At 60.5% G+C, this 23,787-nt stretch carries 20 protein-coding genes and 2 tRNA genes; 16 read left to right on the forward strand and 6 right to left on the reverse strand.

Annotated elements, in window-relative coordinates; genetic code table 11:
- The first annotated feature begins 48 nt into the window (after window positions 1-48).
- From ND528_RS16175 to ND528_RS16190, 4 genes are all read left to right on the forward strand, one after another.
- Window positions 49-402: an MGMT family protein gene (locus tag ND528_RS16175; RefSeq protein WP_263470709.1), complete on the forward strand. Its 354-nt coding sequence runs from the start codon at window positions 49-51 to the stop codon at window positions 400-402.
- A 43-nt stretch (window positions 403-445) separates the two neighbouring features.
- The gene (locus ND528_RS16180; protein ID WP_212615445.1) at window positions 446-2,005 is read left to right on the forward strand and encodes an AmpG family muropeptide MFS transporter; all 1,560 of its coding nucleotides are present in this window, start codon (window positions 446-448) and stop codon (window positions 2,003-2,005) included.
- A gap of 129 nt (window positions 2,006-2,134) precedes the next feature.
- Window positions 2,135-3,850, forward strand: a complete 1,716-nt coding sequence (locus ND528_RS16185; protein WP_263470710.1) for a proline--tRNA ligase — start codon at window positions 2,135-2,137, stop codon at window positions 3,848-3,850.
- Window positions 3,851-3,867: 17 nt separating this feature from the next.
- On the forward strand, window positions 3,868-4,821 hold the full coding sequence (locus ND528_RS16190; protein WP_137215344.1) for a hypothetical protein: 954 nt from the start codon (window positions 3,868-3,870) through the stop codon (window positions 4,819-4,821).
- Window positions 4,822-4,920: 99 nt separating this feature from the next.
- On the opposite strand, the gene dinB is transcribed toward ND528_RS16190, so the two are convergent.
- On the reverse strand, window positions 4,921-5,982 hold the full coding sequence (gene dinB / locus ND528_RS16195) for a DNA polymerase IV (RefSeq protein ID WP_137215343.1): 1,062 nt from the start codon (window positions 5,980-5,982) through the stop codon (window positions 4,921-4,923).
- Window positions 5,983-6,261: 279 nt separating this feature from the next.
- On the opposite strand from dinB, the gene ND528_RS16200 reads away from it, so the two are divergent.
- From ND528_RS16200 to ND528_RS16220, 5 genes are all read left to right on the forward strand, one after another.
- A tRNA-Met gene (locus ND528_RS16200) sits at window positions 6,262-6,338 on the forward strand.
- A 217-nt stretch (window positions 6,339-6,555) separates the two neighbouring features.
- Window positions 6,556-6,632 (forward strand) — tRNA-Met (locus tag ND528_RS16205).
- Window positions 6,633-6,911: 279 nt separating this feature from the next.
- Window positions 6,912-9,551, forward strand: coding sequence for a bifunctional lysylphosphatidylglycerol flippase/synthetase MprF (gene mprF / locus ND528_RS16210; RefSeq protein ID WP_263470711.1), 2,640 nt, complete (start codon window positions 6,912-6,914; stop codon window positions 9,549-9,551).
- Window positions 9,551-10,846, forward strand: a complete 1,296-nt coding sequence (locus ND528_RS16215; RefSeq protein ID WP_263470712.1) for a virulence factor family protein — start codon at window positions 9,551-9,553, stop codon at window positions 10,844-10,846. The genes mprF and ND528_RS16215 overlap by 1 nt, the downstream gene beginning before the upstream one ends.
- Window positions 10,847-11,567: 721 nt before the next feature.
- Entirely contained in the window at window positions 11,568-11,897 is a 330-nt protein-coding gene (locus ND528_RS16220; protein WP_263470713.1) for a DUF3077 domain-containing protein, read from the forward strand.
- 198 nt (window positions 11,898-12,095) lie between these two features.
- On the opposite strand, the gene ND528_RS16225 is transcribed toward ND528_RS16220, so the two are convergent.
- Complete coding sequence (locus ND528_RS16225; RefSeq protein ID WP_408005040.1) at window positions 12,096-13,937, reverse strand: potassium transporter Kup; 1,842 nt, start codon at window positions 13,935-13,937, stop codon at window positions 12,096-12,098.
- Window positions 13,938-14,286: 349 nt separating this feature from the next.
- Here ND528_RS16225 and rimO point away from each other — a divergent pair, with 349 nt between their 5' ends.
- From rimO to tsaA, 6 genes are all read left to right on the forward strand, one after another.
- A complete protein-coding gene (rimO, locus tag ND528_RS16230) occupies window positions 14,287-15,624 on the forward strand; it encodes a 30S ribosomal protein S12 methylthiotransferase RimO (RefSeq protein ID WP_041478077.1) in 1,338 nt (445 codons plus the stop codon).
- 317 nt (window positions 15,625-15,941) lie between these two features.
- Window positions 15,942-16,415 (forward strand): GNAT family N-acetyltransferase, encoded by a 474-nt coding sequence (locus tag ND528_RS16235; RefSeq protein ID WP_073475936.1) that lies wholly within the window; start codon window positions 15,942-15,944, stop codon window positions 16,413-16,415.
- A gap of 191 nt (window positions 16,416-16,606) precedes the next feature.
- Window positions 16,607-17,317, forward strand: coding sequence for an rRNA pseudouridine synthase (locus ND528_RS16240; protein WP_263470714.1), 711 nt, complete (start codon window positions 16,607-16,609; stop codon window positions 17,315-17,317).
- A 70-nt stretch (window positions 17,318-17,387) separates the two neighbouring features.
- A complete protein-coding gene (locus tag ND528_RS16245) occupies window positions 17,388-17,855 on the forward strand; it encodes a YehS family protein (RefSeq protein WP_016771408.1) in 468 nt (155 codons plus the stop codon).
- 197 nt (window positions 17,856-18,052) lie between these two features.
- Window positions 18,053-18,823 carry an SDR family oxidoreductase gene (locus tag ND528_RS16250; RefSeq protein WP_130901376.1) on the forward strand — a complete coding sequence of 257 codons (771 nt, stop codon included), beginning with the start codon at window positions 18,053-18,055 and terminating at the stop codon, window positions 18,821-18,823.
- 166 nt (window positions 18,824-18,989) lie between these two features.
- Window positions 18,990-19,688, forward strand: a complete 699-nt coding sequence (tsaA, locus tag ND528_RS16255) for a tRNA (N6-threonylcarbamoyladenosine(37)-N6)-methyltransferase TrmO (RefSeq protein ID WP_137215333.1) — start codon at window positions 18,990-18,992, stop codon at window positions 19,686-19,688.
- 172 nt (window positions 19,689-19,860) lie between these two features.
- Here the strand turns inward: tsaA and fpr are convergent, their stop codons facing one another.
- Window positions 19,861-20,640, reverse strand: coding sequence for a ferredoxin-NADP reductase (gene fpr / locus ND528_RS16260; protein ID WP_007908723.1), 780 nt, complete (start codon window positions 20,638-20,640; stop codon window positions 19,861-19,863).
- A 132-nt stretch (window positions 20,641-20,772) separates the two neighbouring features.
- Here fpr and ND528_RS16265 point away from each other — a divergent pair, with 132 nt between their 5' ends.
- The gene (locus tag ND528_RS16265) at window positions 20,773-21,699 is read left to right on the forward strand and encodes a LysR family transcriptional regulator (protein ID WP_137215332.1); all 927 of its coding nucleotides are present in this window, start codon (window positions 20,773-20,775) and stop codon (window positions 21,697-21,699) included.
- Here the strand turns inward: ND528_RS16265 and ND528_RS16270 are convergent.
- From ND528_RS16270 to ND528_RS16280, 3 genes are all read right to left on the reverse strand, one after another.
- Window positions 21,696-22,058, reverse strand: a complete 363-nt coding sequence (locus ND528_RS16270; protein WP_042607041.1) for a diacylglycerol kinase — start codon at window positions 22,056-22,058, stop codon at window positions 21,696-21,698. The two genes, ND528_RS16265 and ND528_RS16270, sit on opposite strands and share 4 nt — an antisense overlap.
- Window positions 22,059-22,131: 73 nt before the next feature.
- The gene (gene erdR, locus ND528_RS16275; protein WP_016771412.1) at window positions 22,132-22,782 is read right to left on the reverse strand and encodes a response regulator transcription factor ErdR; all 651 of its coding nucleotides are present in this window, start codon (window positions 22,780-22,782) and stop codon (window positions 22,132-22,134) included.
- A gap of 223 nt (window positions 22,783-23,005) precedes the next feature.
- Entirely contained in the window at window positions 23,006-23,752 is a 747-nt protein-coding gene (locus ND528_RS16280; protein ID WP_212615437.1) for a tRNA-uridine aminocarboxypropyltransferase, read from the reverse strand.
- Between the last annotated feature and the right edge of the window lie 35 nt (window positions 23,753-23,787).

Genomic DNA, 23,787 nt, shown 5'->3' on the forward strand with positions numbered 1-23,787 from the left:
CGATTACCCTTGTCGCCATCGTCACGCCAATGCTCAGGAGCCGCGTACGTGAAAGACCCGCTCGACAGCGTCGAAAACGACGCGCAAATCCGACGCACGGCACTCTACTCGACACTCGCGCAAGTGCCCGAAGGCAAAGTCGTCAGTTATGGCCAGTTGGCCGAACTCGCCGGGCTGGGCCGCGCCGCGCGCTGGGTCGGGCGGACTTTGAGCCAGTTGCCCGGCGACACCAGGCTGCCCTGGCACCGCGTACTCGGCGCCGGCGGGCGCATCAGTCTGCCGGTCGGCAGCCCTGCCGGTGACGAGCAGCGCGCGCGATTGCGCATGGAAGGCATTACCGTCCAGAACAATCGTGTGGATATTCGGCGCCATGGCTGGCGTCCGGTAGAGCACAGCGGTTAGAGTGCGCGCTTTGTTTTCGCAATTTTGAGGCAGACTTCAGCCCATGCCCCGTAAAACCTGGCGCGCCGCGCTCGCCGCCTATGCCAGTCCTTCGACGCTCGTGCTGTTGTTGCTCGGTTTTGCCGCCGGCCTGCCGTACATGCTGGTGTTCTCGACGCTCTCCGTATGGCTGCGTGAAGCGGGCGTGGCCCGTGAAACCATTGGCTATGCCAGCCTGATCGGCCTGGCGTACGCATTCAAATGGGTCTGGTCGCCGCTGCTCGATCAATGGCGCCTGCCCTTGCTGGGCAAACTCGGCCGTCGCCGCTCCTGGCTGGTGCTCTCCCAGGCACTGGTGATTCTCGGGCTGATCGGCATGGGTTTCTGTGATCCGCAGAAACATTTGTCCTGGCTGATCGCCATTGCCGTCGTCGTCGCCTTCGCCTCGGCCACGCAAGATATCGCAGTCGACGCTTACCGTTTGGAAATCGCCGATGACAGCCGCCAGGCCGCGCTCGCCGCCAGCTATATGTCCGGCTACCGCGTTGCCGCCCTGCTCGCCACCGCCGGCGCGCTGTTCTTCGCCGAAGGTTTCGGCTCAACTGGCTTCAACTATAAGCACGCGGCATGGACCGGCACTTATGTGCTGTTCGGCGCATTGATGGTGCCCGCGCTGCTGACCACGCTGTTCATGCGCGAACCACCGGTGCCGTTGCGCACGCAGTTGCAAGCCGGGCGCTACACGTTCATGCATCAACTGATGTCGGTGTTCGTGCTGATCGTTTTGCTGGTTTCCGTGCCGGCGATGTTCACCCAGCTGTACAACACCGATTTCGCTGGCGTGCTGTTCGGTGACATGAGCCCGCTCGATTTGCTGCTCGAAGACCGCGCCTTTCTGCGCGCCATCCTCTACATATTGCTCACCGGCATGTGCCTGTCGGCCATGGGCCGGCGCGGACTGGCGCCGGTACTCACGCCGGTGAATGACTTCATCCTGCGTTATCGCTGGCAGGCGCTGTTGCTGCTGGGCCTGATCGCCACTTACCGGATGTCCGACACGGTAATGGGCGTCATGGCCAACGTGTTCTACATCGACCAGGGTTTCACCAAGGATCAGATCGCCAGTGTCAGCAAGATTTTCGGCCTGATCATGACCCTCGTCGGCGCCGGCATGGGCGGGCTGTTGATCGTGCGTTTCGGCATTCTGCCGATCCTGTTTATCGGTGGCGTGGCTTCGGCGGCGACCAACCTGCTGTTCGTCATGCTCGCGGACATGGGCCCGAACCTGCAGATGCTGGTGGTGACCATTTCCCTCGACAACTTCAGTTCGGGCCTGGCGACCTCGGCGTTCGTCGCCTACCTGTCGAGCCTGACCAACCTGAAATTCTCGGCGACGCAATATGCCCTGCTCAGCTCGATCATGTTGCTGCTGCCGCGTTTGATGGGTGGCTACTCCGGCGTGCTGGTGGAGAAATTCGGCTATCACAGCTTCTTCCTCATCACCGCCCTGCTCGGCGTGCCGACGCTGCTGCTGATTGCACTGCACTGGTTTCAGGAGCGCCGCCGCGAAGGGCCGACACCAACGCCCGAGCCTGCACCGACGCCGGTCACCGAAGACTCGTAGGACGCTTCGCCAGTGGCGGGAGGAATCCCGCCACTCGACCTCTGTGCCGGCCACACTTCTGTACGGCAGCAAAACTCGCCGGTACACTGCTCCGTCATTTCCAGTCATAGCAACCGACAACGGCCAACCATGCGCACCAGTCAATTTTTGCTCGCCACACAGAAAGAAACGCCTTCCGACGCTGTCGTGATCAGCCACCAGCTGATGCTGCGCGCCGGCATGATCCGCAAGCTTGCCTCGGGCCTGTACACTTGGCTGCCGATGGGCCTGCGAGTCATGCGCAAGGTCGAAGCCATCGTTCGCGAAGAGATGAACGCTGCCGGTTCTCTGGAAGTGTTGATGCCGAGCACCCAACCGGCCGAGCTGTGGCAGGAATCGGGGCGCTGGGAAGAATACGGCCCTGAGCTGCTGCGCATCAAAGACCGCCACGGTCGCGACTTCTGCGCGGGCCCGACCCACGAAGAAGTGATCACCGATCTGATGCGCAACGAGTTGAGCAGCTACAAACAGCTGCCAATCAACCTGTACCAGATCCAGACCAAATTCCGCGACGAAATCCGCCCACGCTTCGGTTTGATGCGCGGCCGCGAATTCATCATGAAGGACGCTTACTCGTTCCACGCAGATCAGGCGTCGCTGCAGATCACTTATGACCGCATGCATGAAGCCTACTGCAACATCTTCACGCGTCTGGGTCTGAAATTCCGTCCGGTTGAAGCCGACAACGGTTCGATCGGTGGTGCCGGTTCCCACGAGTTCCACGTGCTGGCCGAGTCCGGCGAAGACGATATCGTTTTCAGCAACGGTTCCGACTACGCGGCGAACATCGAAAAAGCCGAAGCGGTGCCACGGGAAACCTCGCGCCCTGCGCCAACCGAAGAACTGCGTCTGGTCGACACGCCGGACACGAAAACCATCGCGGCGCTGGTGGAAAAATTCAATCTGCCGATTGAAAAGACTATCAAGACCCTGATCGTCCATGCCGAAGAAGAAGGCAAGCTGATCGCGCTGGTGATTCGTGGCGACCACGAGCTGAACGAAATCAAGGCTGCCAACCAGCCTGGCGTGGCCAGCCCGCTGGTCATGGCCTCCGATGCCGAACTGCGTGACGCGATTGGCGCCGGCGCCGGCTCGCTCGGCCCGCTGAATCTGCCACTGCCAATCATCATCGACCGCTCGGTCGCGATGATGAGCGACTTCGGCATCGGCGCGAACATCGACGACAAGCACTACTTCGGCGTGAACTGGGAGCGCGACCTGCCGGTTCCAACCGTTGCCGACCTGCGCAATGTGGTCGCCGGCGACCCAAGCCCGGACGGCAAAGGCACGCTGGAGATCAAGCGCGGCATCGAAGTCGGCCACATCTTCCAGCTGGGCAACAAGTACAGCAAGGCGATGAAGTGCGAAGTGCTGGGCGAGAACGGCAAGCCGGTGACCCTGGAAATGGGCTGCTACGGCATCGGCGTATCGCGCGTGGTGGCTGCTGCCATCGAGCAGAACAACGACGCCAACGGCATCATCTGGAGCGACACGCTGGCGCCATTCCAGATCGCGCTGGTACCGCTGCGCTATGAAACCGAGCAGGTGCGCGAAGCCACCGACAAGCTGTACGCCGACCTCACGGCCGCCGGCTTCGAAGTCCTGCTGGACGATCGCGACAAGAAAACCAGCCCGGGCATCAAGTTCGCAGACATGGAGCTGATCGGCATTCCACACCGGATCGTGGTCAGCGACCGCGGCCTTGCCGAAGGCAACCTGGAATACAAGAGTCGCACCGAAGGCGAGGCGCAAGCCTTGCCGGTGGCCGATGTTGTGTCCTTCCTTCAGGCCCGTATCCGCCGCTGAAACCAGATAGAGACGTCATGTTCAAGCGAAACACCTTAGGCCTCGGTGGCGCCGCCCTGTGCGGCGCCCTGCTGGTCAGCGGCTGCGCCAATCACATGTCGCAACGCAGCGAGCACGAAGAGCGGGTCGAGCGAAAGTTGCTCGATCACAGCCTGCAGATCGATGTCGGCGAGCCCAAGGTGCTCGAGCTGCCGCAGCGACGCGTGAAGATCAACGAGCAAAAGACTTTCGAAGTCACCGAGTTCGAGGTCACCCGTCGTTACGACCGCTACACGCCTTACCAACCCTGGCGCGAAGTCTACGAGATTCCGCTGGGCGCGGTGGCCGTGGTCGGTGGTGTCGGTGCCAACGTGGTCAACGTGTTCGCTCTCGGCAACCTGCCGGACAGCGTCACCAAGGATTGGCTGAGCTACGGTTTCGCCGGGCTCAACCCGTTCATGAACGTGCAGTCCAACGGTCGCGCGCAGCAGAACCTCGCGGGCATCGACGAAGTCCAGCGCGACAAGCGCACGGAGTATTCGAGCCTGCCGTGGAGCGAACGACCGGTGCAGGTCAGGGCCGGCAAGCAGACGTTCGACATGACCACTGATCGCAACGGCGTGCTGCGCTTGAATCTGCTCGACAGTCCGTTCGCCGAACATGACCTCAACCATGTTGGCCGCTTGCAGATCAGTGTCGAGGACGCCAAGGACGATGTGCATACCGACTCGACCCTGATGCTCAGTGGCCACCTGCGCGGCAAGCTGATCGAGGCGCACGGGCTGATTTATGACGATCTGGAAGATGATGAGGTGAGCCAGTGGGTACACCGGGTCAAACGCCTGTCGGAGCTGGGCCTGGAAGAAGAAGCCAGCGAATTGGAACAAAGCCTGATCGAACTGACCCGCAATGATCCTGAGTTGCAGACTGAGTTTCTCAAGTCTCTGGCCAAGGATGCCGGGCGCTTAGTGGCTGATCCGGGACCGAATTAAAGCTTAAAAGCTTCGCGAGCAGGCTCGCTCCCCAGAGGAATGCATTCGAACTGTGGGAGCGAGCCTGCTCGCGAAGAGGCCCTGCCAGGCGCCGCAAATTTACCGCTCAAACAACTCCATCTGCTCAAACCCGCCGCGCAAATCCTCCAGCCTCACCCCCACCCCCAACAACCGCACCGGTTTGCCACCGCGGTTGAACGCCTGGGTCAGCATCAACTGATAGCTGCCCAAGTCACGCCCTGCCCCGGCCTGTTCCAGGGTGGTCTGGGTGAAATCATGAAATTTGACTTTGACGAACGGCTTGCCCGGTCGATAACTGCTGTCGATCCGCGCCATGCGGGTTTTCAGGGTCTCGAGCAGCTCGGGCAGTTTGTCGAGGCAACTGCGCAAGTCCGGCAGATCAACGTCGTAGGTGTTTTCCACACTGATCGACTGACGCCGGCTGTCGTTGTGCACCAAACGGTCATCGATCCCACGGGCGAGATTCCACAAGCGCTCGCCGAAACTGCCGAATTCGCGCACCAGCGCCAGCCTGCCCCACTCGCGCAGGTGCTGGCAGTCGACGATGCCGAGCTTGCCGAGCTTGTCGGCGGTGACCTTGCCGACGCCGTGCAGCTTGCTCACCGGAAGACTGCTGACGAAATCCTCGACCTGATCCGGGGTGATCACGAACAAACCGTTGGGTTTTTTCCAGTCGCTGGCGATCTTCGCCAGAAACTTGTTCGGCGCAACGCCAGCTGAGACGGTGATGTGCAACTGGTTGGAGACCCGGCGGCGAATGTCCTGGGCGATGCGCGTGGCGCTGCCGCCGAAATGCGCGCTGTCCGACACATCGAGGTAGGCCTCGTCCAGCGAAAGCGGCTCGATGAGATCGGTGTAGTCGGCAAAGATCGTATGAATCTCCTTCGACGCTTCGCGATAAGCCTCCATGCGCGGCTTGACGATGGTCAGGTCCGGGCACAGCTTCAATGCATGCCCGGAGGCCATGGCCGAGCGCACACCATAGGCGCGCGCTTCATAGTTGCAGGTGGCAATCACCCCGCGCCGATCCGCCGAACCACCCACCGCCAAAGGCTTGCCGGCCAGACGCGGATCATCGCGCATCTCGATGGCGGCGTAGAAACAGTCACAGTCGATGTGGATGATTTTTCGCTGGGTCATGTCGGAAAAAGACAACGTGGCAAGCCGGAGCCGCAGTATCTCATTGGCACCTGTATATAGCACCAGTGGTTGAATGTTCTTTTCCGACCGTAGGAGATTTCCGATGAATTTATTTTTTCAATCACAGATCAACGGGCAATAGAGCTGAAAGCCTTGCGCCACCTGCCCTGCGCGCCGGCCAACCGCCGCAAAAAGACGCTAAGCGCTTGAACCTCAACAGATTTATCCCGATTGACGGTTGACACACTCGCGAACCTCTGTAGAATGCCGCCACACAGACGCGGGATGGAGCAGTCTGGTAGCTCGTCGGGCTCATAACCCGAAGGTCGTCGGTTCAAATCCGGCTCCCGCAACCAAACATCAGAAAAGGCTATTCGAAAGAGTGGCCTTTTTTGTGCGCGTCTGTTTTGCAAACTGGCGCGCCGCGCAGTCGCTAGCGAAGCGGCAATCCGTTACATTTCCGAAACTTACGGATTACCTGCGACCGTTTGCCGCGATTTTGCAGTTATTTGGCCCATTCCGGGATTAGCGGTTGACACCTCGTCGTTCGCCTGTAGAATGCCGCCACACAGACGCGGGATGGAGCAGTCTGGTAGCTCGTCGGGCTCATAACCCGAAGGTCGTCGGTTCAAATCCGGCTCCCGCAACCAAACATCAAAAAAGGCTACTCGAAAGAGTGGCCTTTTTTGTATCTGTTGAAAAAGTCCTTTCGCAACAATGATCTGTCACTGTGCAGTGAACCGCTGGGGATCATCAGAACCACTGACTTGCGACTATGCTTGAGTCGCAGACAGGGTTTGTGCAATCCAGGAACTGCCCTCGCCGATGCCCGACGAGAGGCGTAGTATTTTGTGATTATTTTTTTCTACAGGGATTGGTAACTTGGCTGGATACCTCCATCCTGTCGCGCACAATCCAAGAGGTGATTGATGCGCGCCAACTCGTCTGATCCACAAGACACCGTTACAGCAGAACAACCGATCAAACCCGAGCGTTTGCGCTGGCTGGATCGGTTAAGCAAATACCGTCAGCCGATCGGTCTGGCCGTCACGTTGCTGCTGTTTGCCATTGCCCTGATTGCCTGCCGCCATCTGCTCGCCGAGCTCGATCTCTATGCGCTGCACGACTCGATTCTCGACGTGCCGAAACCGGCCCTGCTCGGCGCCATCGGCGCGACCGTGGTCGGCTTCATCATTCTGCTCGGCTATGAATGGTCGGCCAGCCGCTACGCTGGTGTGAAACTGCCGCCGCGCACCCTCGCGCTCGGCGGCTTCACTGCGTTTGCGATCGGCAACGCGATCGGCCTTTCGCTGCTTTCCGGCGGCTCGGTTCGTTATCGTTTATATGCGCGACTGGGCGTCGGTGCGTCGGAAGTCGCGCACATGACCTTGTTCGCCAGTCTTTCGCTGGGCTGCGCCTTGCCGCCGCTGGCAGCGCTGGCGACCCTGAGCAATCTGCCCGCTGCCTCGCAGGCCCTGGGATTGTCCGAAGTCTTGCTCGGCTCCGTCGCCGCAGCCGTATTGATCCTCGGTGCAGTGCTGGCGATCGGCATCTATCGCCGTCGTCTGCCGGAACAACCCTACCCCGACAATCTGCTGGTCCGTGCCGGGCGGCGCACGTTGCGCCTGCCGGGTCGACGCCTGACCTTGCTGCAACTGGTGATCACCGCCCTCGATGTCGCGGCTGCCGCCACCGTTCTCTACTTGTTGCTGCCGGAAGCGCCGCCGTTTGCGCCGTTCCTGCTGGTGTATCTGTTGGCGCTGGCCGCCGGTGTACTCAGTCATGTGCCGGGCGGGGTCGGCGTATTCGAGGCGATTCTGCTCGCCGCGTTTGCCGACAAGCTCGGCGCCGCACCGCTGGCCGCTGCCCTGCTGCTGTATCGTCTGATCTACGTGGTGCTGCCGCTGCTGGTCGCTTGCGTACTGCTGCTGATCAACGAAGGCCAGCGCCTGTTTCAATCCCAGACCATGCGCGCGGCGTCCGGTCTGGCTGCGCCGGTTCTGGCGGTGCTGGTGTTTCTGTCTGGTGTGGTGTTGCTGTTTTCCGGCGCCACCCCGGAGATCGACACGCGCCTGGAGCACATCGGTTTTCTGATCCCGCATCGTCTGGTCGACGCCTCGCACTTCGGCGCCAGCCTGATCGGCGTGCTCTGCCTCTTGCTTGCCCAAGGCCTGCGCCGGCGCCTGTCGGCAGCGTGGATGCTGACCACCATTCTGCTGCTGGTCGGCGCCCTGCTTTCGCTGCTCAAAGGCTTCGACTGGGAAGAAGCCACGCTGATGACGTTGACGGCCGCGCTGCTCGGCGTGTTCCGCCGCTCCTTTTATCGCCCGAGCCGTTTGACCGAACTGCCGTTTTCGCCGCTGTATCTGGTCGCCAGCCTGTGTGTGCTGGGCGCTTCGGCCTGGTTGCTGTTGTTCGCCTATCAGGACGTGCCCTACAGCCATCAGCTCTGGTGGCAGTTCACCCTTGATGCCGACGCGCCTCGCGGGCTGCGCTCGCTGCTTGGCGCTGCTGTGTTGCTGGTGGTGGTTTCGCTGACATGGCTGCTGCGCACCGCGCGGCCTGTGATTCATTTGCCAACTCCAGACGAACTGGATCGCGCGGCAAAGATTCTCATGGCCTCGTCGCAACCCGACGGCGGCCTCGCGCTGACCGGTGACAAGGCGTTGCTGTTTCATCCCAACGACGAGGCGTTCCTGATGTACGCCCGCCGTGGCCGCAGTCTGGTGGCGCTGTACGACCCGATCGGGCCGAGCCAGCAACGTGCGGAAATGATCTGGCAGTTCCGCGACCTCTGCGACATCCATCACACCCGCCCGGTGTTCTATCAAGTGCGCGCGGAGAACCTGCCGTATTACATGGACATCGGCCTGACCGCGATCAAGCTCGGCGAAGAAGCCCGGGTCGATCTGCTGCGCTTCGATCTGGAAGCCAAGGGCAAGGAGATGAAAGACCTGCGCTACACCTGGAACCGTGGCACCCGCGATGGTCTGTCGCTGGAAATCCACGAGCCGGGTCAGGCGCCGATGGATGAGCTGAAGGTGATTTCCGATGCCTGGCTGACCGGCAAGAACGTGCGCGAGAAAGGCTTCTCCCTCGGCCGCTTCAGCGACGATTACCTCAAGCATTTCCGCATTGCGGTGATTCGCTTCGAAGGCCGCCCGGTAGCGTTCGCCAATCTGCTCGAGACCTACAGCCACGATCTGGCCAGTCTCGACCTGATGCGCGCGCACCCGGAAGCGCCGAAGCTGACCATGGAATTCATGATGGTCGGCCTGATTCAACACTATAAGAGTCACGGATACGCGCGCTTCAGCCTGGGCATGGTGCCGTTGTCGGGGCTGCAACCCCGGCGCGGCGCACCGCTGACCCAGCGCCTGGGCTCGATGGTTTTCCGCCGTGGTGAGCAGCTGTACAACTTCCAAGGCTTGCGCCGCTTCAAAGACAAGTTCCAGCCTGACTGGGAACCCCGTTATATGGCCGTGCCCGCCGGACTCGATCCGCTCGTGGCACTGGCCGACACTGCTGCCCTGATCGCGGGCGGCTTGACTGGATTGGTGAAACGCTGATGATTCAACGCTCCCTGAAGTACATCCTGGCCGGCCTGCTGGTGCTGGCCGTGATTGCCGGCGGCGGTTACTGGTACCTCAAACGCCCGGCACCGGAACCGACCGTCGAACAGCTCAAACCCGCCGATGGCGCAGCCATGACCCGGGTCATCCCCGGCAGCAAGCCGAAGGCTCAGGTGCTGGTCGCCGTCACCGACGAACAGAAGCTCTCCGAGAAACAACTGACCACCCTCAGCCGCAGCGCTTCGGCGCAGATCGTTCAGGTGATCCTGCCCAAGGACTGCCTGCTGCAAAGCCGCGCCCTGCAATCGGGCCTGCGCGAACTGAACGGCCCGGCCACCCTGGTCAGCGGCATCGGCCCAGGCGCTGTGCTGGCGTGGCGCTGGCTGGCCGAACAGAAAGACGACAAGGCCCAGGCCATCTCCGTCGATCTGGCCCTGGAAACACCCGGCTGCACCCATCTGTTGCCAAAATCCGCCGCCCACGGCCACTGGCTGGTGGCGTGGAACGACAACCCGGACGACGCCAGCGCAGGCTTCGTGCGCGATCAGCCGAACGCCGAAACCAGCATCAGTGACTACGACATCAACCTGCCGCAAGTGCTGAACAACGAACTGCGCAAAATCCTCGTCGGCGGCGACAAGGCCAACGGCGGCCTGGCGATTCCGGTCGTGGAAGTGCCGGCCGGTCAGGCCAACGACACCGTGACCCTGTTCCTCTCCGGCGACGGCGGCTGGCGCGACCTCGACCGCGACGTGGCCGGGGAAATGGCCAAGATCGGCTACCCAGTGGTCGGCATCGACACCCTGCGCTACTACTGGCAACACAAGAGCCCGGAGCAGAGTGCACTGGACCTCACCGAACTGATGCAGCACTACCGGCAGAAATGGGGCACCAAGCGCTTCATCCTCACCGGCTACTCGTTCGGTGCCGACGTTCTGCCAGCGATCTACAACCGCCTGCCAGAGAACGAACAGCAGCGCGTCGACGCGATCATCCTGCTCGCCTTCGCCCGCACCGGCAGCTTCGAAATCGAAGTCGAAGGCTGGTTGGGTAACGCCGGTAAAGAAGCCGCCACCGGCCCGGAAATGGCCAAGCTGCCAGCGGCCAAGGTTGTGTGCATCTATGGTGAAGAAGAGACCGATGAAAGTGGCTGCACCGACAAGACTGCTGTGGGTGAAGCGGTGAAACTGCCCGGCGGGCATCACTTTGATGAAAACTATCCGGCGCTGGCCAAGCGCTTGGTGGAGCTGATTCAGAAGCGCCAGAGCAAGGACTCGGTCGCCGAAGAGTGATCTGAAGCGCATCCACAAAAGCCCCCGCAACTTCACGGTTGCGGGGGCTTTTTACATCCCAGCAGCCACCAAATTCCCCTGTGGGAGCGAGCCTGCTCGCGAAAGCGGTGGGTCAGTTTACAGATTCGTCGACTGACACTACGCCTTCGCGAGCAGGCTCGCTCCCACAGGGGAATTGCGCTGGATTCAGCGGTTTTGTGGCAAGGCTCGTAAATCTCTTGACTCTTCAGGAAGCTAAAATCACCAAATGTCCACATTCCATAAAACGTGGACACCTGCTTAATTGGCATTATCGAATCGTCAACTCCACACCCATTCATCTACCGAACAAATACCCACAAAATCGCCAGCAACGTTTAGTTTCGTTTACTTCCAGTCTCGCAATATCAGATGACGCCCACAGACCTTGTAGGCAAACTCCGAAACTCTTGTTGGGCCGCTGTGCCGCTCTATTGCGCTGTTTTTCAACGGGATACTCTCCGGACGTCGCTGACCCATTCAGCGATCGGGTGTGGTAACCCGGTTAGGCAAAGTGCAACAGTGCCTCCATCACGACATCAGGCGTTCTTTTACGCCTGTAATTTACTGTCATGGCAGCTGTACGTGGGAGACCTTCGGGTCTGCCGGTTTCTTTGCTCTCCCGGTTTACCACCCTGCGTACAGCTGCCACCCATTCGTGTGGTAACGAATGCGGCAGCTCCTCGTTTTAGGGAGCAAAACAATGAGCAAAGAAATTCCGTCAACGCCTTCAGACCTTACAACAATCGGCTTCACCCCTTTCCTCTACAACGCGGATCAAGCGTTCTTCAACGTCCGCTCCGGCGTCCCGATCATCAATGCCTTGTCCCAATCCTCCGACCTGCTGTCCCTCGCCAAATCCTTCGCCGAGGATGCTGCTTTCATCAAAGACACCGACCGCCATGCCTGGGCCGCGCATTACCTGACGGTGATGGGCAAAGCCTTGATTGATGATGTGATCCAAGCGCTGATCCCACGACCTGCGCGGACGAAGACCGAGTCTGAAGCTGATCTGTCTGAACGCACCTCTTGATTCAACCCAATACCCTTGTGGGAGCGAGCCTGCTCGCGAATGCGGTGGTTCAGCCACCACATGCTTCGACTGACACTAAGCCTTCGCGAGCAGGCTCGCTCCCACAGGGAATCAGCGGTGGTTTGAGGATTGGGCACAGGCACAAAAAAGCCCCCGCCAGCCGCAAGGCTGACGGGGGCTTTTCAGTTGAGGCGCAGGCTACATCTCCACCTGCGTCCCCAACTCGATCACTCGGTTTAACGGCAGATTGAAGAACCGCAAATTGCCATTGGCATTCTTCAACATGAACGCAAACAGCGCCTCACGCCAACGCGCCATCCCCTCGAGTTTCGAGGCAATCACCGTCTCGCGACTAAGGAAATAGGTCGTGCGCATCGGGCTGAAGTCCAGATCATCCAGATGACACAGCTTCAACGCCTGCGGCACGTCGGGCTCGTCGGTGAAACCGAAATGCAGGATCACCCGGAAGAAGCCCTCCCCGTGCGCTTCGACTTCGAAACGCCGCGATGGCGGGACGCGCGGGATGTCTTCGTAAACCACCGTCAGCAGCACCACTTGCTCGTGCAAAACCTGGTTATGCAGCAGATTGTGCAACAGCGCATGCGGCACCGCGTCGGAGCGGGCGGTGAGGAACACGGCGGTGCCCTGTACGCGATGCGGCGGTTGCACGCGGATGCTGCTGATGAAGATCGGCAGCGGCAGCGCGCCTTCGTCGAGGCGTTCGACCAGCAGTTGTTTGCCGCGCTTCCAGGTGGTCATCAGCACGAACAGGGCGATACCGGCGATCACCGGGAACGCGCCGCCCTGAACGATCTTCGGCACGTTGGCGGCGAAATACAGACCGTCCACCAACAGGAAGCCGAGCAGCACCGGCACCGCGAGGATCGGTGGCCATTTCCACAGCAGCAGCATGACCGCCGACACCAGAATGGTGGTCATCAGCATGGTGCCGGTCACCGCCACTCCGTAGGCCGAGGCCAGTGCGCCGGAGGATTCGAAGCCGATCACCAACAGGACCACGCCGACCATCAGCGCCCAGTTCACCGCGCCGATGTAGATCTGGCCCTGCTCGTCGCTGGAGGTGTGCTGGATGTACATGCGCGGGATGTAACCGAGCTGGATCGCCTGGCGGGTCAGGGAGAATGCACCGGAAATCACCGCTTGCGAGGCGATCACCGTGGCCAGGGTCGACAGGCCGACCAGCGGAATCAGCGCCCAGCTCGGTGCCAGCAGGTAGAACGGATTGCGCGCGGCGTCAGGGTTTTCCAGCAGCAATGCGCCCTGGCCGAAGTAGTTGAGCACCAACGCCGGCAGCACCAGCAGGAACCAGGCGCGGGCGATCGGCTTGCGGCCGAAGTGGCCCATGTCGGCGTACAGCGCTTCCGCGCCGGTCAGCGCCAGCACCACGGCGCCGAGAATTGCGACGCCCATGCCTGGGTGCACAACGAAAAAATTCACCGCCCACATCGGGTTCAGTGCGTGCAGCACTTCCGGCGTGTGACTGATGCCGTACACCCCGAGGGCGCCGAGGACTAGGAACCAGGTGACCATGATCGGCCCGAACAGAATGCCGATCCGCGCGGTACCGTGGCGCTGGATCAGAAACAGCGCGACCAGCACCACCAGCGACAGCGGCACCACCCAGTGATCGATGCCTTCAAACGCCAGGCCCAGGCCTTCGATCGCCGACAGCACCGAAATGGCCGGGGTGATCATGCTGTCGCCATAAAACAGCGCCGCGCCGATCAGCCCGCACACCACCAGCAGCGTACGCAGACGCTTGCGCCCCGCCGCTGCCCGCCGTGCCAGTGCAGTGAGGGCCATGATGCCGCCCTCGCCCTGGTTGTCGGCGCGCAGGACGAACATCATGTATTTGATCGAGACCACCCAGATCAGCGACCAGAAGATCAACGACAGGATGCCGAGCACGCCGTCGTGATTGACCGGCACACCGTAGCCGCCGGAAAACACTTCCTTGAGGGTGTACAACGGACTGGTGCCGATGTCGCCATAAACCACCCCGACCGCCGCGACCAGCATGCTCAGCGGTCTGCTCGCCGAACCCTCGGCGCCCGCCGCATGACTACTTGCCTGACCCATCCAACACTCCTGATCTCGATACTGGCTTCTTTGAAGGAAGCACTATGCTTTGTAGTGCAGCATGCGCTGTTTTACCTGTTGTTACAGACCAATGATTGACTGCACGAAATCGGTAAAGCTCAACGGCGCGAAGCATAGCGCAGCACTCGTCGTATTTCCCCGTATAAAGCTGGTCAAGTGCGTTGCCCGCCGCTAGAATTGCGCACTTTTTGATCAGAGGCGCATCTCAAGCGCCCATCCGTCAGCTGCCGCGTGTGGCCAGCGACGTCACAAAACACCGAGGTTAGACATGTCCACCACTCCTGCGCCGGCCAATCCAAAGGTTGGCTTTGTATCTCTGGGTTGCCCGAAAGCACTGGTCGACTCCGAGCGCATCCTGACCCAGCTGCGCATGGAAGGTTATGACGTGGTGTCCACCTATCAGGACGCTGACGTCGTGGTGGTCAACACCTGCGGCTTCATCGATTCGGCCAAGGCTGAATCTTTGGAAGTGATCGGCGAAGCGATCAAGGAAAACGGCAAGGTGATCGTTACCGGTTGCATGGGCGTGGAAGAAGGCAACATCCGCAACGTCCACCCGAGCGTGCTCGCTGTGACCGGTCCGCAGCAGTACGAACAAGTGGTCAACGCCGTGCACGAAGTGGTGCCGCCGCGTCAGGATCACAACCCGCTGATCGACCTGGTGCCGCCACAAGGCATCAAGCTGACCCCGCGCCACTACGCGTACCTGAAGATTTCCGAAGGCTGCAACCACAGCTGCTCGTTCTGCATCATCCCGTCGATGCGCGGCAAACTGGTCAGCCGTCCGGTCGGTGACGTGCTCGACGAAGCTCAGCGCCTGGTCAAATCCGGCGTTAAAGAGCTGCTGGTGATCTCGCAAGACACCAGCGCCTACGGCGTCGACGTGAAATACCGCACCGGCTTCTGGAACGGCGCGCCGGTGAAAACCCGCATGACCGAGCTTTGCGAAGCACTGAGCACGCTGGGCGTCTGGGTCCGCCTGCACTACGTTTATCCGTACCCGCACGTCGACGAGCTGATTCCACTGATGGCCGCCGGCAAGATCCTGCCGTACCTGGACATCCCGTTCCAGCACGCCAGCCCGAAAGTCCTGAAGTCGATGAAACGCCCGGCGTTCGAAGACAAGACCCTGGCACGCATCAAGAACTGGCGCGAAATCTGCCCGGACCTGATCATCCGTTCGACCTTCATCGTCGGCTTCCCGGGCGAAACCGAAGAAGACTTCCAGTACCTGCTCAACTGGCTGACCGAAGCCCAGCTCGACCGCGTCGGCTGCTTCCAGTACTCGCCGGTCGATGGCGCGCCAGCGAATGATCTGGATCTGGAAGTGGTACCGGACGACGTCAAGCAGGATCGTTGGGAGCGCTTCATGGCGCACCAGCAGGCGATCAGCTCGGCACGCCTGCAAATGCGCATCGGTCGTGAGATCGAAGTGCTGGTGGACGAGGTTGACGAACAAGGCGCGGTTGGCCGCTGCTTCTTCGACGCCCCGGAAATCGATGGCAACGTGTTTATCGACAATGGCAGCAACCTGAAGCCGGGCGACAAGGTCTGGTGCAAGGTGACTGATGCCGACGAATATGATTTGTGGGCTGAGCAGATCTGAACGTCAAGAGCCCCTCACCCTAGCCCTCTCCCAGAGGGAGAGGGGACTGATCGAGGTGTTCTCGCGAGCTTCATCGACCTGAGCCATCCAGTCGAACTCAGGTTTTGAAAAGCACAAAGATCAGCTCCCTTCCCCCTCGCCCCCTCTGGGGGAGAGGGTTGGGGTGAGGGGGAGAGATCTTGCCGGCGACAGAAATAGCCAGCCAGACACCGCAACAAATCAAAAAAGCCCCGCTCTTTTCCGAGATGCGGGGCTTTTTTGCGGCTATCGTTTAGCGGGGGACGGACTCCCTTGAACCGCACAAGAGGCACACGCACATGCGTCAGCATTCGGTCATCCACACACCGAAAATCAGCGATTACGAAGAACTGACCCGGGTCTGGGAGGCCTCGGTCCGTGCGACTCATCAGTTCCTGCCGGACAGCTATATCGAGCTGCTGCGCAATCTGGTGCTCACCCGCTATCTCGATGCGGTCATGCTGATCTGCACCAAGGACCGCCAGCAGCGCATCACCGGGTTTGCCGGTGTGGCGGCGGGCAAGATTGAAATGTTGTTCATCGATCCTGATCATCGTGGTCAAGGCTTGGGCAAGCAGTTGCTCCGATATGCGATCGAACGGCTCAACGCCGATGAACTCGACGTCAATGAGCAGAACCCGCAAGCCTTGGGCTTTTATGAAAAGCAGGGCTTCGAGGTGATCGGCCGCTCCGAAGTCGATGGCATGGGCCAGCCGTATCCGCTGCTGCATATGCGCTTGCGGCAGTCCCAACAGCGCTCAAGCAACGGCTGACACACCATGGAACCCCTGTGGGAGCGAGCCTGCTCGCGAATGCGGTGTACCAGTCACTGCACACATAGACTGGCAGGACGCCTTCGCGAGCAGGCTCGCTCCCACATTGAATACAGCGCCTGCAAATGGAACCGGGCTTAACCGCTTCCACACAGGTACAATGCCCACCCCTTTTTTGTTACGGCCCTGTCATGACTGACCCGATTCGCCTCTCCAAACGCCTCATCGAACTGGTCGGTTGCTCCCGCCGGGAGGCCGAGCTGTTCATCGAGGGCGGCTGGGTCACCGTGGACGGCGAAGTCATCGATGAGCCGCAATTCAAGGTCGGCGAGCAAAAGGTCGAGCTCGACAAGGACGCCAAGGCCAACGCGCCGGAGCCGGTGACCATCCTGCTCAACGCCCCCGCCGGCATGGATGTCGACAGCGCCATGCAATCGCTCAGCGCCGAAACCCTCAGCGAAGAGCATCGCTACGGCAAGCGTCCGTTGCGCGGGCATTTCCTGCGCCTGACCGCCAGCGCCGACCTGCAGCCCAAGGCCAGCGGCCTGCTGGTATTCACCCAGGACTGGAAAATCCTGCGCAAGCTCACCGCCGACGCAGCGAAGATCGAGCAGGAATACATCGTCGAAGTCGAAGGCGAAATGGCTGCCCACGGCCTCAACCGTTTGCAGCATGGCCTGACCCACAAGGGCACGGAGCTGCCGCCGGTCAAGGCCAGCTGGCAGAACGAAAACCGCCTGCGCTTCGCCATGAAAAACCCGCAGCCGGGAATCATCGCGCAGTTCTGCGAAGCGGTCGGCCTGAAGGTCATCGGCATCCGTCGCATCCGCATCGGCGGCGTGTCGATCGGCAAAGTCCCGGTCGGCCAATGGCGCTACCTGTCCGGCAAAGAGAAGTTCTAAGACTTCCACTGCCGCCCCACATTCCGGCAGCGCCCGCGAGCGCTGCCCACAACGCATCAGGAATACCGACATGGTTCATAACGACGTACTGCGCAGCGTGCGCTACATGCTCGACATCAGCGACAAGAAAGTTGTCGAAATCATCAAACTGGGCGGCATGGACGTCACGCTCGCCGATGTCATCACCTGGCTCGACAAGAAAGAAGAAGACGAAGAAGGCTTCGTGCGCTGCCCGGACGAAGTCATCGCGCATTTCCTCGACGGCCTGGTGATCTTCAAGCGCGGCAAGGACGAAAGCCGTCCGCCGCAGCCGATCGAAGTGCCGGTGACCAACAACATCATCCTGAAAAAACTGCGCGTGGCCTTCGAACTGAAAGAAGACGACATGCACGCGATCCTCAAAGCCGCCGAGTTTCCGGTATCCAAGCCTGAACTGAGCGCGCTGTTCCGCAAGGTCGGCCACACCAACTATCGCCCGTGTGGCGACCAGTTGCTGCGTAACTTCCTCAAAGGGCTCACGCTGCGCGTGAGAGCCTGATAGCAGCGGCAAGCTGCAAGCCTCAAGCTAGAAGCTAGAAGCGGCACGGCGGAGTACTGTTTTTAACTTGCCGCTTGCCGCTTGTGGCTTGCAACTCGAAGCTGGCCGCATGGCCCCTCATTCCCTGCAAAAATAGTGGCTCCGCTTTTCGCGGCTGACGACTAGGGTGTACTGATCCCTAATCTTCAGGACTCGCCATGCATCCCTACTTCTCCCTGCAAGGCCGCACCGCTCTGGTGACCGGCGGCACCCGTGGTATCGGCAAGATGATCGCCAAGGCCTTCGTCGAGGCCGGCGCCCATGTCTATGTGTGCTCACGCGACGTCGAAGCCTGCCAGCAAACCGCTGAAGAACTTGGCGCCATGGGCATCTGCCACGGCGTGGCGGCGAATCTGGCCACTGAAGAAGGCGTGCGGGAACTGGCCGCGCGCCTGGGCGAGCAGATCACTCATCTGGATATTCTGGTGAACAATGCCGGCACCACCTGGGGCGCGCCGCTGGAGAGTTATCCGGTCAAGGGCTGGGAAAAGGTCATGCAGCTCAACGTGACCTCGGTGTTCAGTTGCATCCAGCAGTTTCTGCCGTTGCTGCGCAAGGCTGGCTCGGCGGCGAATCCGGCGCGGATCATCAATATCGGTTCGGTGGCGGGGATTTCTTCGTTTGGCGAGCAGGCATATGCCTACGGGCCGAGCAAGGCCGCTCTGCATCAGTTGTCGCGCATTCTGGCGCGGGAACTGGTGAGCCAGCACATCAACGTCAACGTGATTGCGCCGGGGCGGTTCCCGAGCAAGATGACCCAGCATATTGGTAATGATGAACAGGCGTTGGCTGAGGATACTGCGCTGATTCCGATGAAGCGCTGGGGGCGTGAGGAAGAGATGGCGGCGCTGGCGATCAGCCTGGCGAGTACGGCGGGGGCTTATATGACCGGGAATATCATTCCTCTTGATGGTGGATTCAGTCTGTAGATCGGCGGTGCGGCATTCGCGAGCAGGCTCGCTCCCACAGGGATTTCGTACACAACGCAGCTACATTGTGGGAGCGAGCCTGCTCGCGAAGAGGCCAGCCCTGTCACCACCAGACTTGAAGCGAGCCGGGTTATCATGCCCGCCCTACCCGCTTCGATCCCAGACCATGACTTACAGCGTCTCCCCCATCGGCTTCGTGCGCTCCTGCTTCAAGGAGAAGTTCGCCATCCCCCGCCAGCCGCAACTGGCACCGGCCGCCCGTGGCGTGCTGGAACTGGTCGCGCCGTTCGATCAGGGTGACGCCGTGCAGGGGCTGGAGCAGGTCAGTCATGTTTGGCTGTTGTTTCTGTTCCACCAAGCCCTGGAAGACAAACCGCGCCTGAAAGTGCGCCCGCCACGCCTGGGCGGTAACAAGTCGATGGGCGTGTTTGCCACCCGTGCTACACACCGACCGAATGGCATCGGCCAATCGGTGGTGAAGCTGGACAAAGTCGAAGGCAATCGCCTGTTTATTTCCGGGATCGATCTGCTCGACGGCACGCCGGTGCTGGATATCAAACCGTACGTGCCGTACGCCGACATCATCCCCGGGGCGACCAATGACATCGCCAGCGCCGCGCCGCAGCTGATCGAGGTGCGGTGGGCCGAGTCAGCCTTGAAACAGGCGTACACACACGCTCAGCGGCTCGATGAGCCATTGGTTGAGCTGATCGAGCAGTGTCTGGCTCAGGATCCGCGTCCGGCGTATCAGACACCGGCACCGGAACGTGAATATGGTGCGCAGTTCTGGGATCTCGACGTGCGCTGGCATTACCCGACGCCCGACCAGATCCGCGTGCTGGAAGTCATCCCGGCCGAGGCATAAAGCCCGCAAACGAAAAAGCCCGCGCTGCCTCCTCAGGCAACGCGGGCTTTACTGTCACACCCAATAACCAACTGTGGGAGCGAGCCTGCTCGCGAAGGCGTCGTGTCAGGCAACATCAACGTTGAAGACAGACCGCATTCGCGAGCAGGCTCGCTCCCACAGGTATCGCAGGTTATTTTTCTACGAACGCACGCTCGATCAGGTAATCACCCGGCTCGCGCATCCGCGCCGAGATCTTCAGGCCGAAGCTGTCGAGCACTTCGCTGGTCTCGTCGAGCATGCTCGGGCTGCCGCAGATCATTGCGCGGTCGTCCTGCGGGTTGATCGGTGGCAGGCCGATATCGCTGAACAGCTTGCCGCTGCGCATCAGGTCAGTGAGACGGCCCTGATTCTCGAACGGCTCGCGGGTCACGGTCGGGTAGTAGATCAACTTGTCACGCAGCGCTTCGCCGAAGAACTCGTTCTGCGGCAGGTGCTCGGTGATGAATTCGCGGTAGGCAACTTCGTTGACGTAGCGCACGCCGTGAACCAGGATCACTTTTTCGAAGCGCTCGTAGGTTTCAGGGTCCTGAATGACGCTCATGAACGGCGCCAGACCGGTACCGGTGCTCAGCAGGTACAGGTGCTTGCCCGGGTTCAGGTCATCGAGAACCAGCGTGCCGGTAGGCTTCTTCGAGATGATGATCTCGTCGCCTTCCTTCAAGTGCTGCAGCTGGGAGGTCAGCGGACCGTCCTGCACTTTGATGCTGAAGAACTCGAGATGCTCTTCCCAGTTCGGGCTGGCGATCGAGTAAGCGCGCATAAGCGGGCGGCCGTTGGGCTGTTGCAGGCCGATCATCACGAACTGACCGTTCTCGAAGCGCAGGCCCGGATCGCGGGTGCACTTGAAGCTGAACAGAGTGTCGTTCCAGTGATGAACACTGAGGACACGCTCGTGGTTCATGTTGCTCATGTACGTTTGACTCCTGGAGATTGGTCTGCGCGGCTCAATGAGGCTTAACGTGCGCAATTGCATCGCATTCTAATAGCGACGACAATATCTGTTAACTGGATTATTAAGATAAGGGTTATCGGTTATATCGATATGCGATTTACTCTCCGTCAACTGCAAGTCTTCGTCGCCGTCGCCCAGCAGGAAAGCGTATCCCGTGCTGCGGGTCTGCTCAACCTCTCGCAATCGGCGGCCAGCACTTCGATCACCGAGCTTGAGCGCCAGTCCAGCTGCCAGCTGTTCGACCGCGCCGGCAAACGCCTGAGCCTCAACGCCCTTGGCAAACAACTGTTGCCGCAAGCGGTGGCCCTGCTCGACCAGGCCAAGGAAATCGAAGACCTGCTCAATGGCAAATCCGGTTTCGGCTCTTTATCAGTGGGGGCGACCCTGACCATTGGCAACTATCTGGCCACCCTGCTGATCGGCAGCTTCATGCAGCGCCACCCCGAAAGCCAGGTCAAGCTGCACGTGCAGAACACTGCCAATATCGTGCAACAAGTCGCCCACTACGAAATTGATCTGGGTCTGATTGAAGGCGATTGCAGCCACCCGGACATCGAAGTGCAGAGTTGGGTCGAGGATGAGCTGGTGGTGTTTTGCGCGCCGCAGCATCCGTTGGCCAAACGCGGCAGTGCGACGATGGAAGAGCTGACCCATGAGGCATGGATTCTGCGCGAACAGGGTTCAGGCACGCGGCTGACCTTCGACCAGGCCATGCGTCACCATCGCAGCGCGCTGAATATTCGCCTGGAGCTGGAACACACCGAAGCGATCAAACGTGCAGTGGAATCAGGCCTGGGGATTGGCTGCATTTCGCGGCTGGCCCTGCGCGATGCGTTCCGGCGCGGCAGTCTGGTGCCGGTGGAGACGCCGGGTCTGGATCTGGCGCGGCAGTTTTACTTCATCTGGCACAAACAGAAATACCAGACCTCGGCCATGCGCGAGTTTCTCGAGCTATGCCGCGCGTTCACCGCCGGGGTGCAGCGCAGCGACGAGATAGTGTTGCCGACCATCGCTTAAAGCAGAATCACCGCCCACACCAGCGCGATCATGCTCAGCGCCACGAACTGCGCGGCGCTGCCCATGTCCTTGGCATTCTTGGACAAAGGGTGCAGCTCCAGCGAGATGCGATCAATGGCCGCTTCCACCGCCGAATTCAGCAACTCGACAATCAGCGCCAGCAAACACACGGCAATCAACACCGCCTGCTCGACACGGCTGACATTGAGGAAAAATGTCAGCGGAATCAGCACCACGTTGAGCAGCACCAATTGGCGGAACGCCGCTTCGCCGGTGAAGGCGGCGCGCAGGCCGTCGAGCGAATAGCCGGACGCGTTGAGGATGCGTTTCAGGCCGGTCTGGCCCTTGAAAGGTGACATAAGGAGAAACCAGCCAAAAAGGAGTGGGGAAGCTAGATCAACGAAAGTCAAAAAAGCGTGAAACCGCCAGCCATCACTGGCTTGGAATTGACTCAAGTTGTTGCAGCAGTAAAGCCGCCTGCGTGCGAGTGCGCACATTCAATTTGCGAAAGATCGCCGTGACGTGGGCCTTGATGGTCGCTTCCGACACGCTCAACTCATAAGCGATCTGCTTGTTCAGCAATCCCTCGCAGACCATGGTCAGCACGCGGAACTGTTGTGGCGTCAGGCTGGCCAGGCCATCGCTGGCGGCTTTCGCCTCATCCGACACACTCACTGCTTCGAACGCTTGCGGCGGCCAGAACACATCGCCGTCGAGCACTTTCCGCACTGCTTCCTGGATTACGCTCAAGTCGCTGGATTTGGGAATAAAGCCGCTCGCGCCGAACTCGCGGGATTTGACCATCACCGAAGCTTCTTCCTGGGCCGAGACCATCACCACCGGAATCTGCGGATACTGCCCGCGCAGCAGCACCAAGCCGGAAAAACCGTAAGCACCAGGCATGTTCAGATCCAGCAGGACCAAGTCCCAGTCAGCCTTTTCGGTCAGGCGCGCTTCCAGTTCGGCGATGCTCGCCACTTCCACCAGTCGCACGTCCGGGCCAAGGCCCAGCGTCACCGCTTGGTGCAGGGCGCTGCGAAACAGGGGGTGATCATCGGCAATCAGGATGTCGTATGTGGCCATTTTTCAAATGATCCTGTTTTTGATGGCAGACGCGGTAGATTCCGGTCTGGCCAAAGCAACTCGAGACAACGCTTGTAAGCGCTATCCACAGGGGCACGTTCAACGCCAATCAACAGCAAACACGGCGTCTCAAACCTTGGCCGCACCCTAATCGGCGCCAAGCATGCCCAGCGCAGCCGGGGTGGTCAAGCAAGATGGCCAGCGCTGTGAACAGTATGGGCCACTATCGGGCCAACTCCGGCTGCGGCTTTCGTATATAGGGCAACAGCTCGGCGTGAGCGGGCGTTGATTCATTCATGTCCAGTTGCTGCTTGGCCCCGAGGTAATGCTGGCTGAACACATCGAAATAGGCGTCCAGCGCCGAGGCGGCATCGCTGTCACCGGCCAGTTCCAGGCACAACGCCGCGACTTCGGCGGTGCACAGGTGCTCGCTGCGGGTCGAACGGCGCAAGCGATAGCGCGAGAGTTTGTCGGGCAGCAGGCTGAGAATCGGCAAACGATCGAAATACGGACTCTTGCGAAAGATCTTGCGCGCCTCGGTCCAGGTCGCATCGAGCAGAATGAACAACGGGCGCTTGCTGCTTTCGATGCTCACTGTGTTGGTCACCCGCGACGGTTCGACGTATTCACCCGGAAACACCAGATACGGCTGCCACTGCGGATCGTTGAGCAGTGCGAGCATCTGCGGGTCTGGCTCGGTGCGTGACCAGATGAACGCGTGGTTGTCGCGCACCACATCGGCAATCAGCCAACCGGTGTTGCTTGGCTTGAACACTTCCTTGCCGGTCATGATCAGGCACACGCCAGAACGGGTGTCGACGCTTGGCCGCCACGCGCACAGGCAATGACTGATGATGACCCGGCAATCGCGGCAACGCTCGGAGCGAAAGCCGCGCGCCTGAATCGGCTTGATGCCTTCGTCTTCCCGCTGATCGCGCAGGCGGGCCACGGCGTTGGGGGCATGGATCATCGCAGGCAATACCGGCAGACAGGGAAACTCGACAC

The organism is Pseudomonas mercuritolerans (genome assembly GCF_025706525.1).
In the GTDB taxonomy this organism is placed as follows: domain Bacteria; phylum Pseudomonadota; class Gammaproteobacteria; order Pseudomonadales; family Pseudomonadaceae; genus Aquipseudomonas; species Aquipseudomonas mercuritolerans.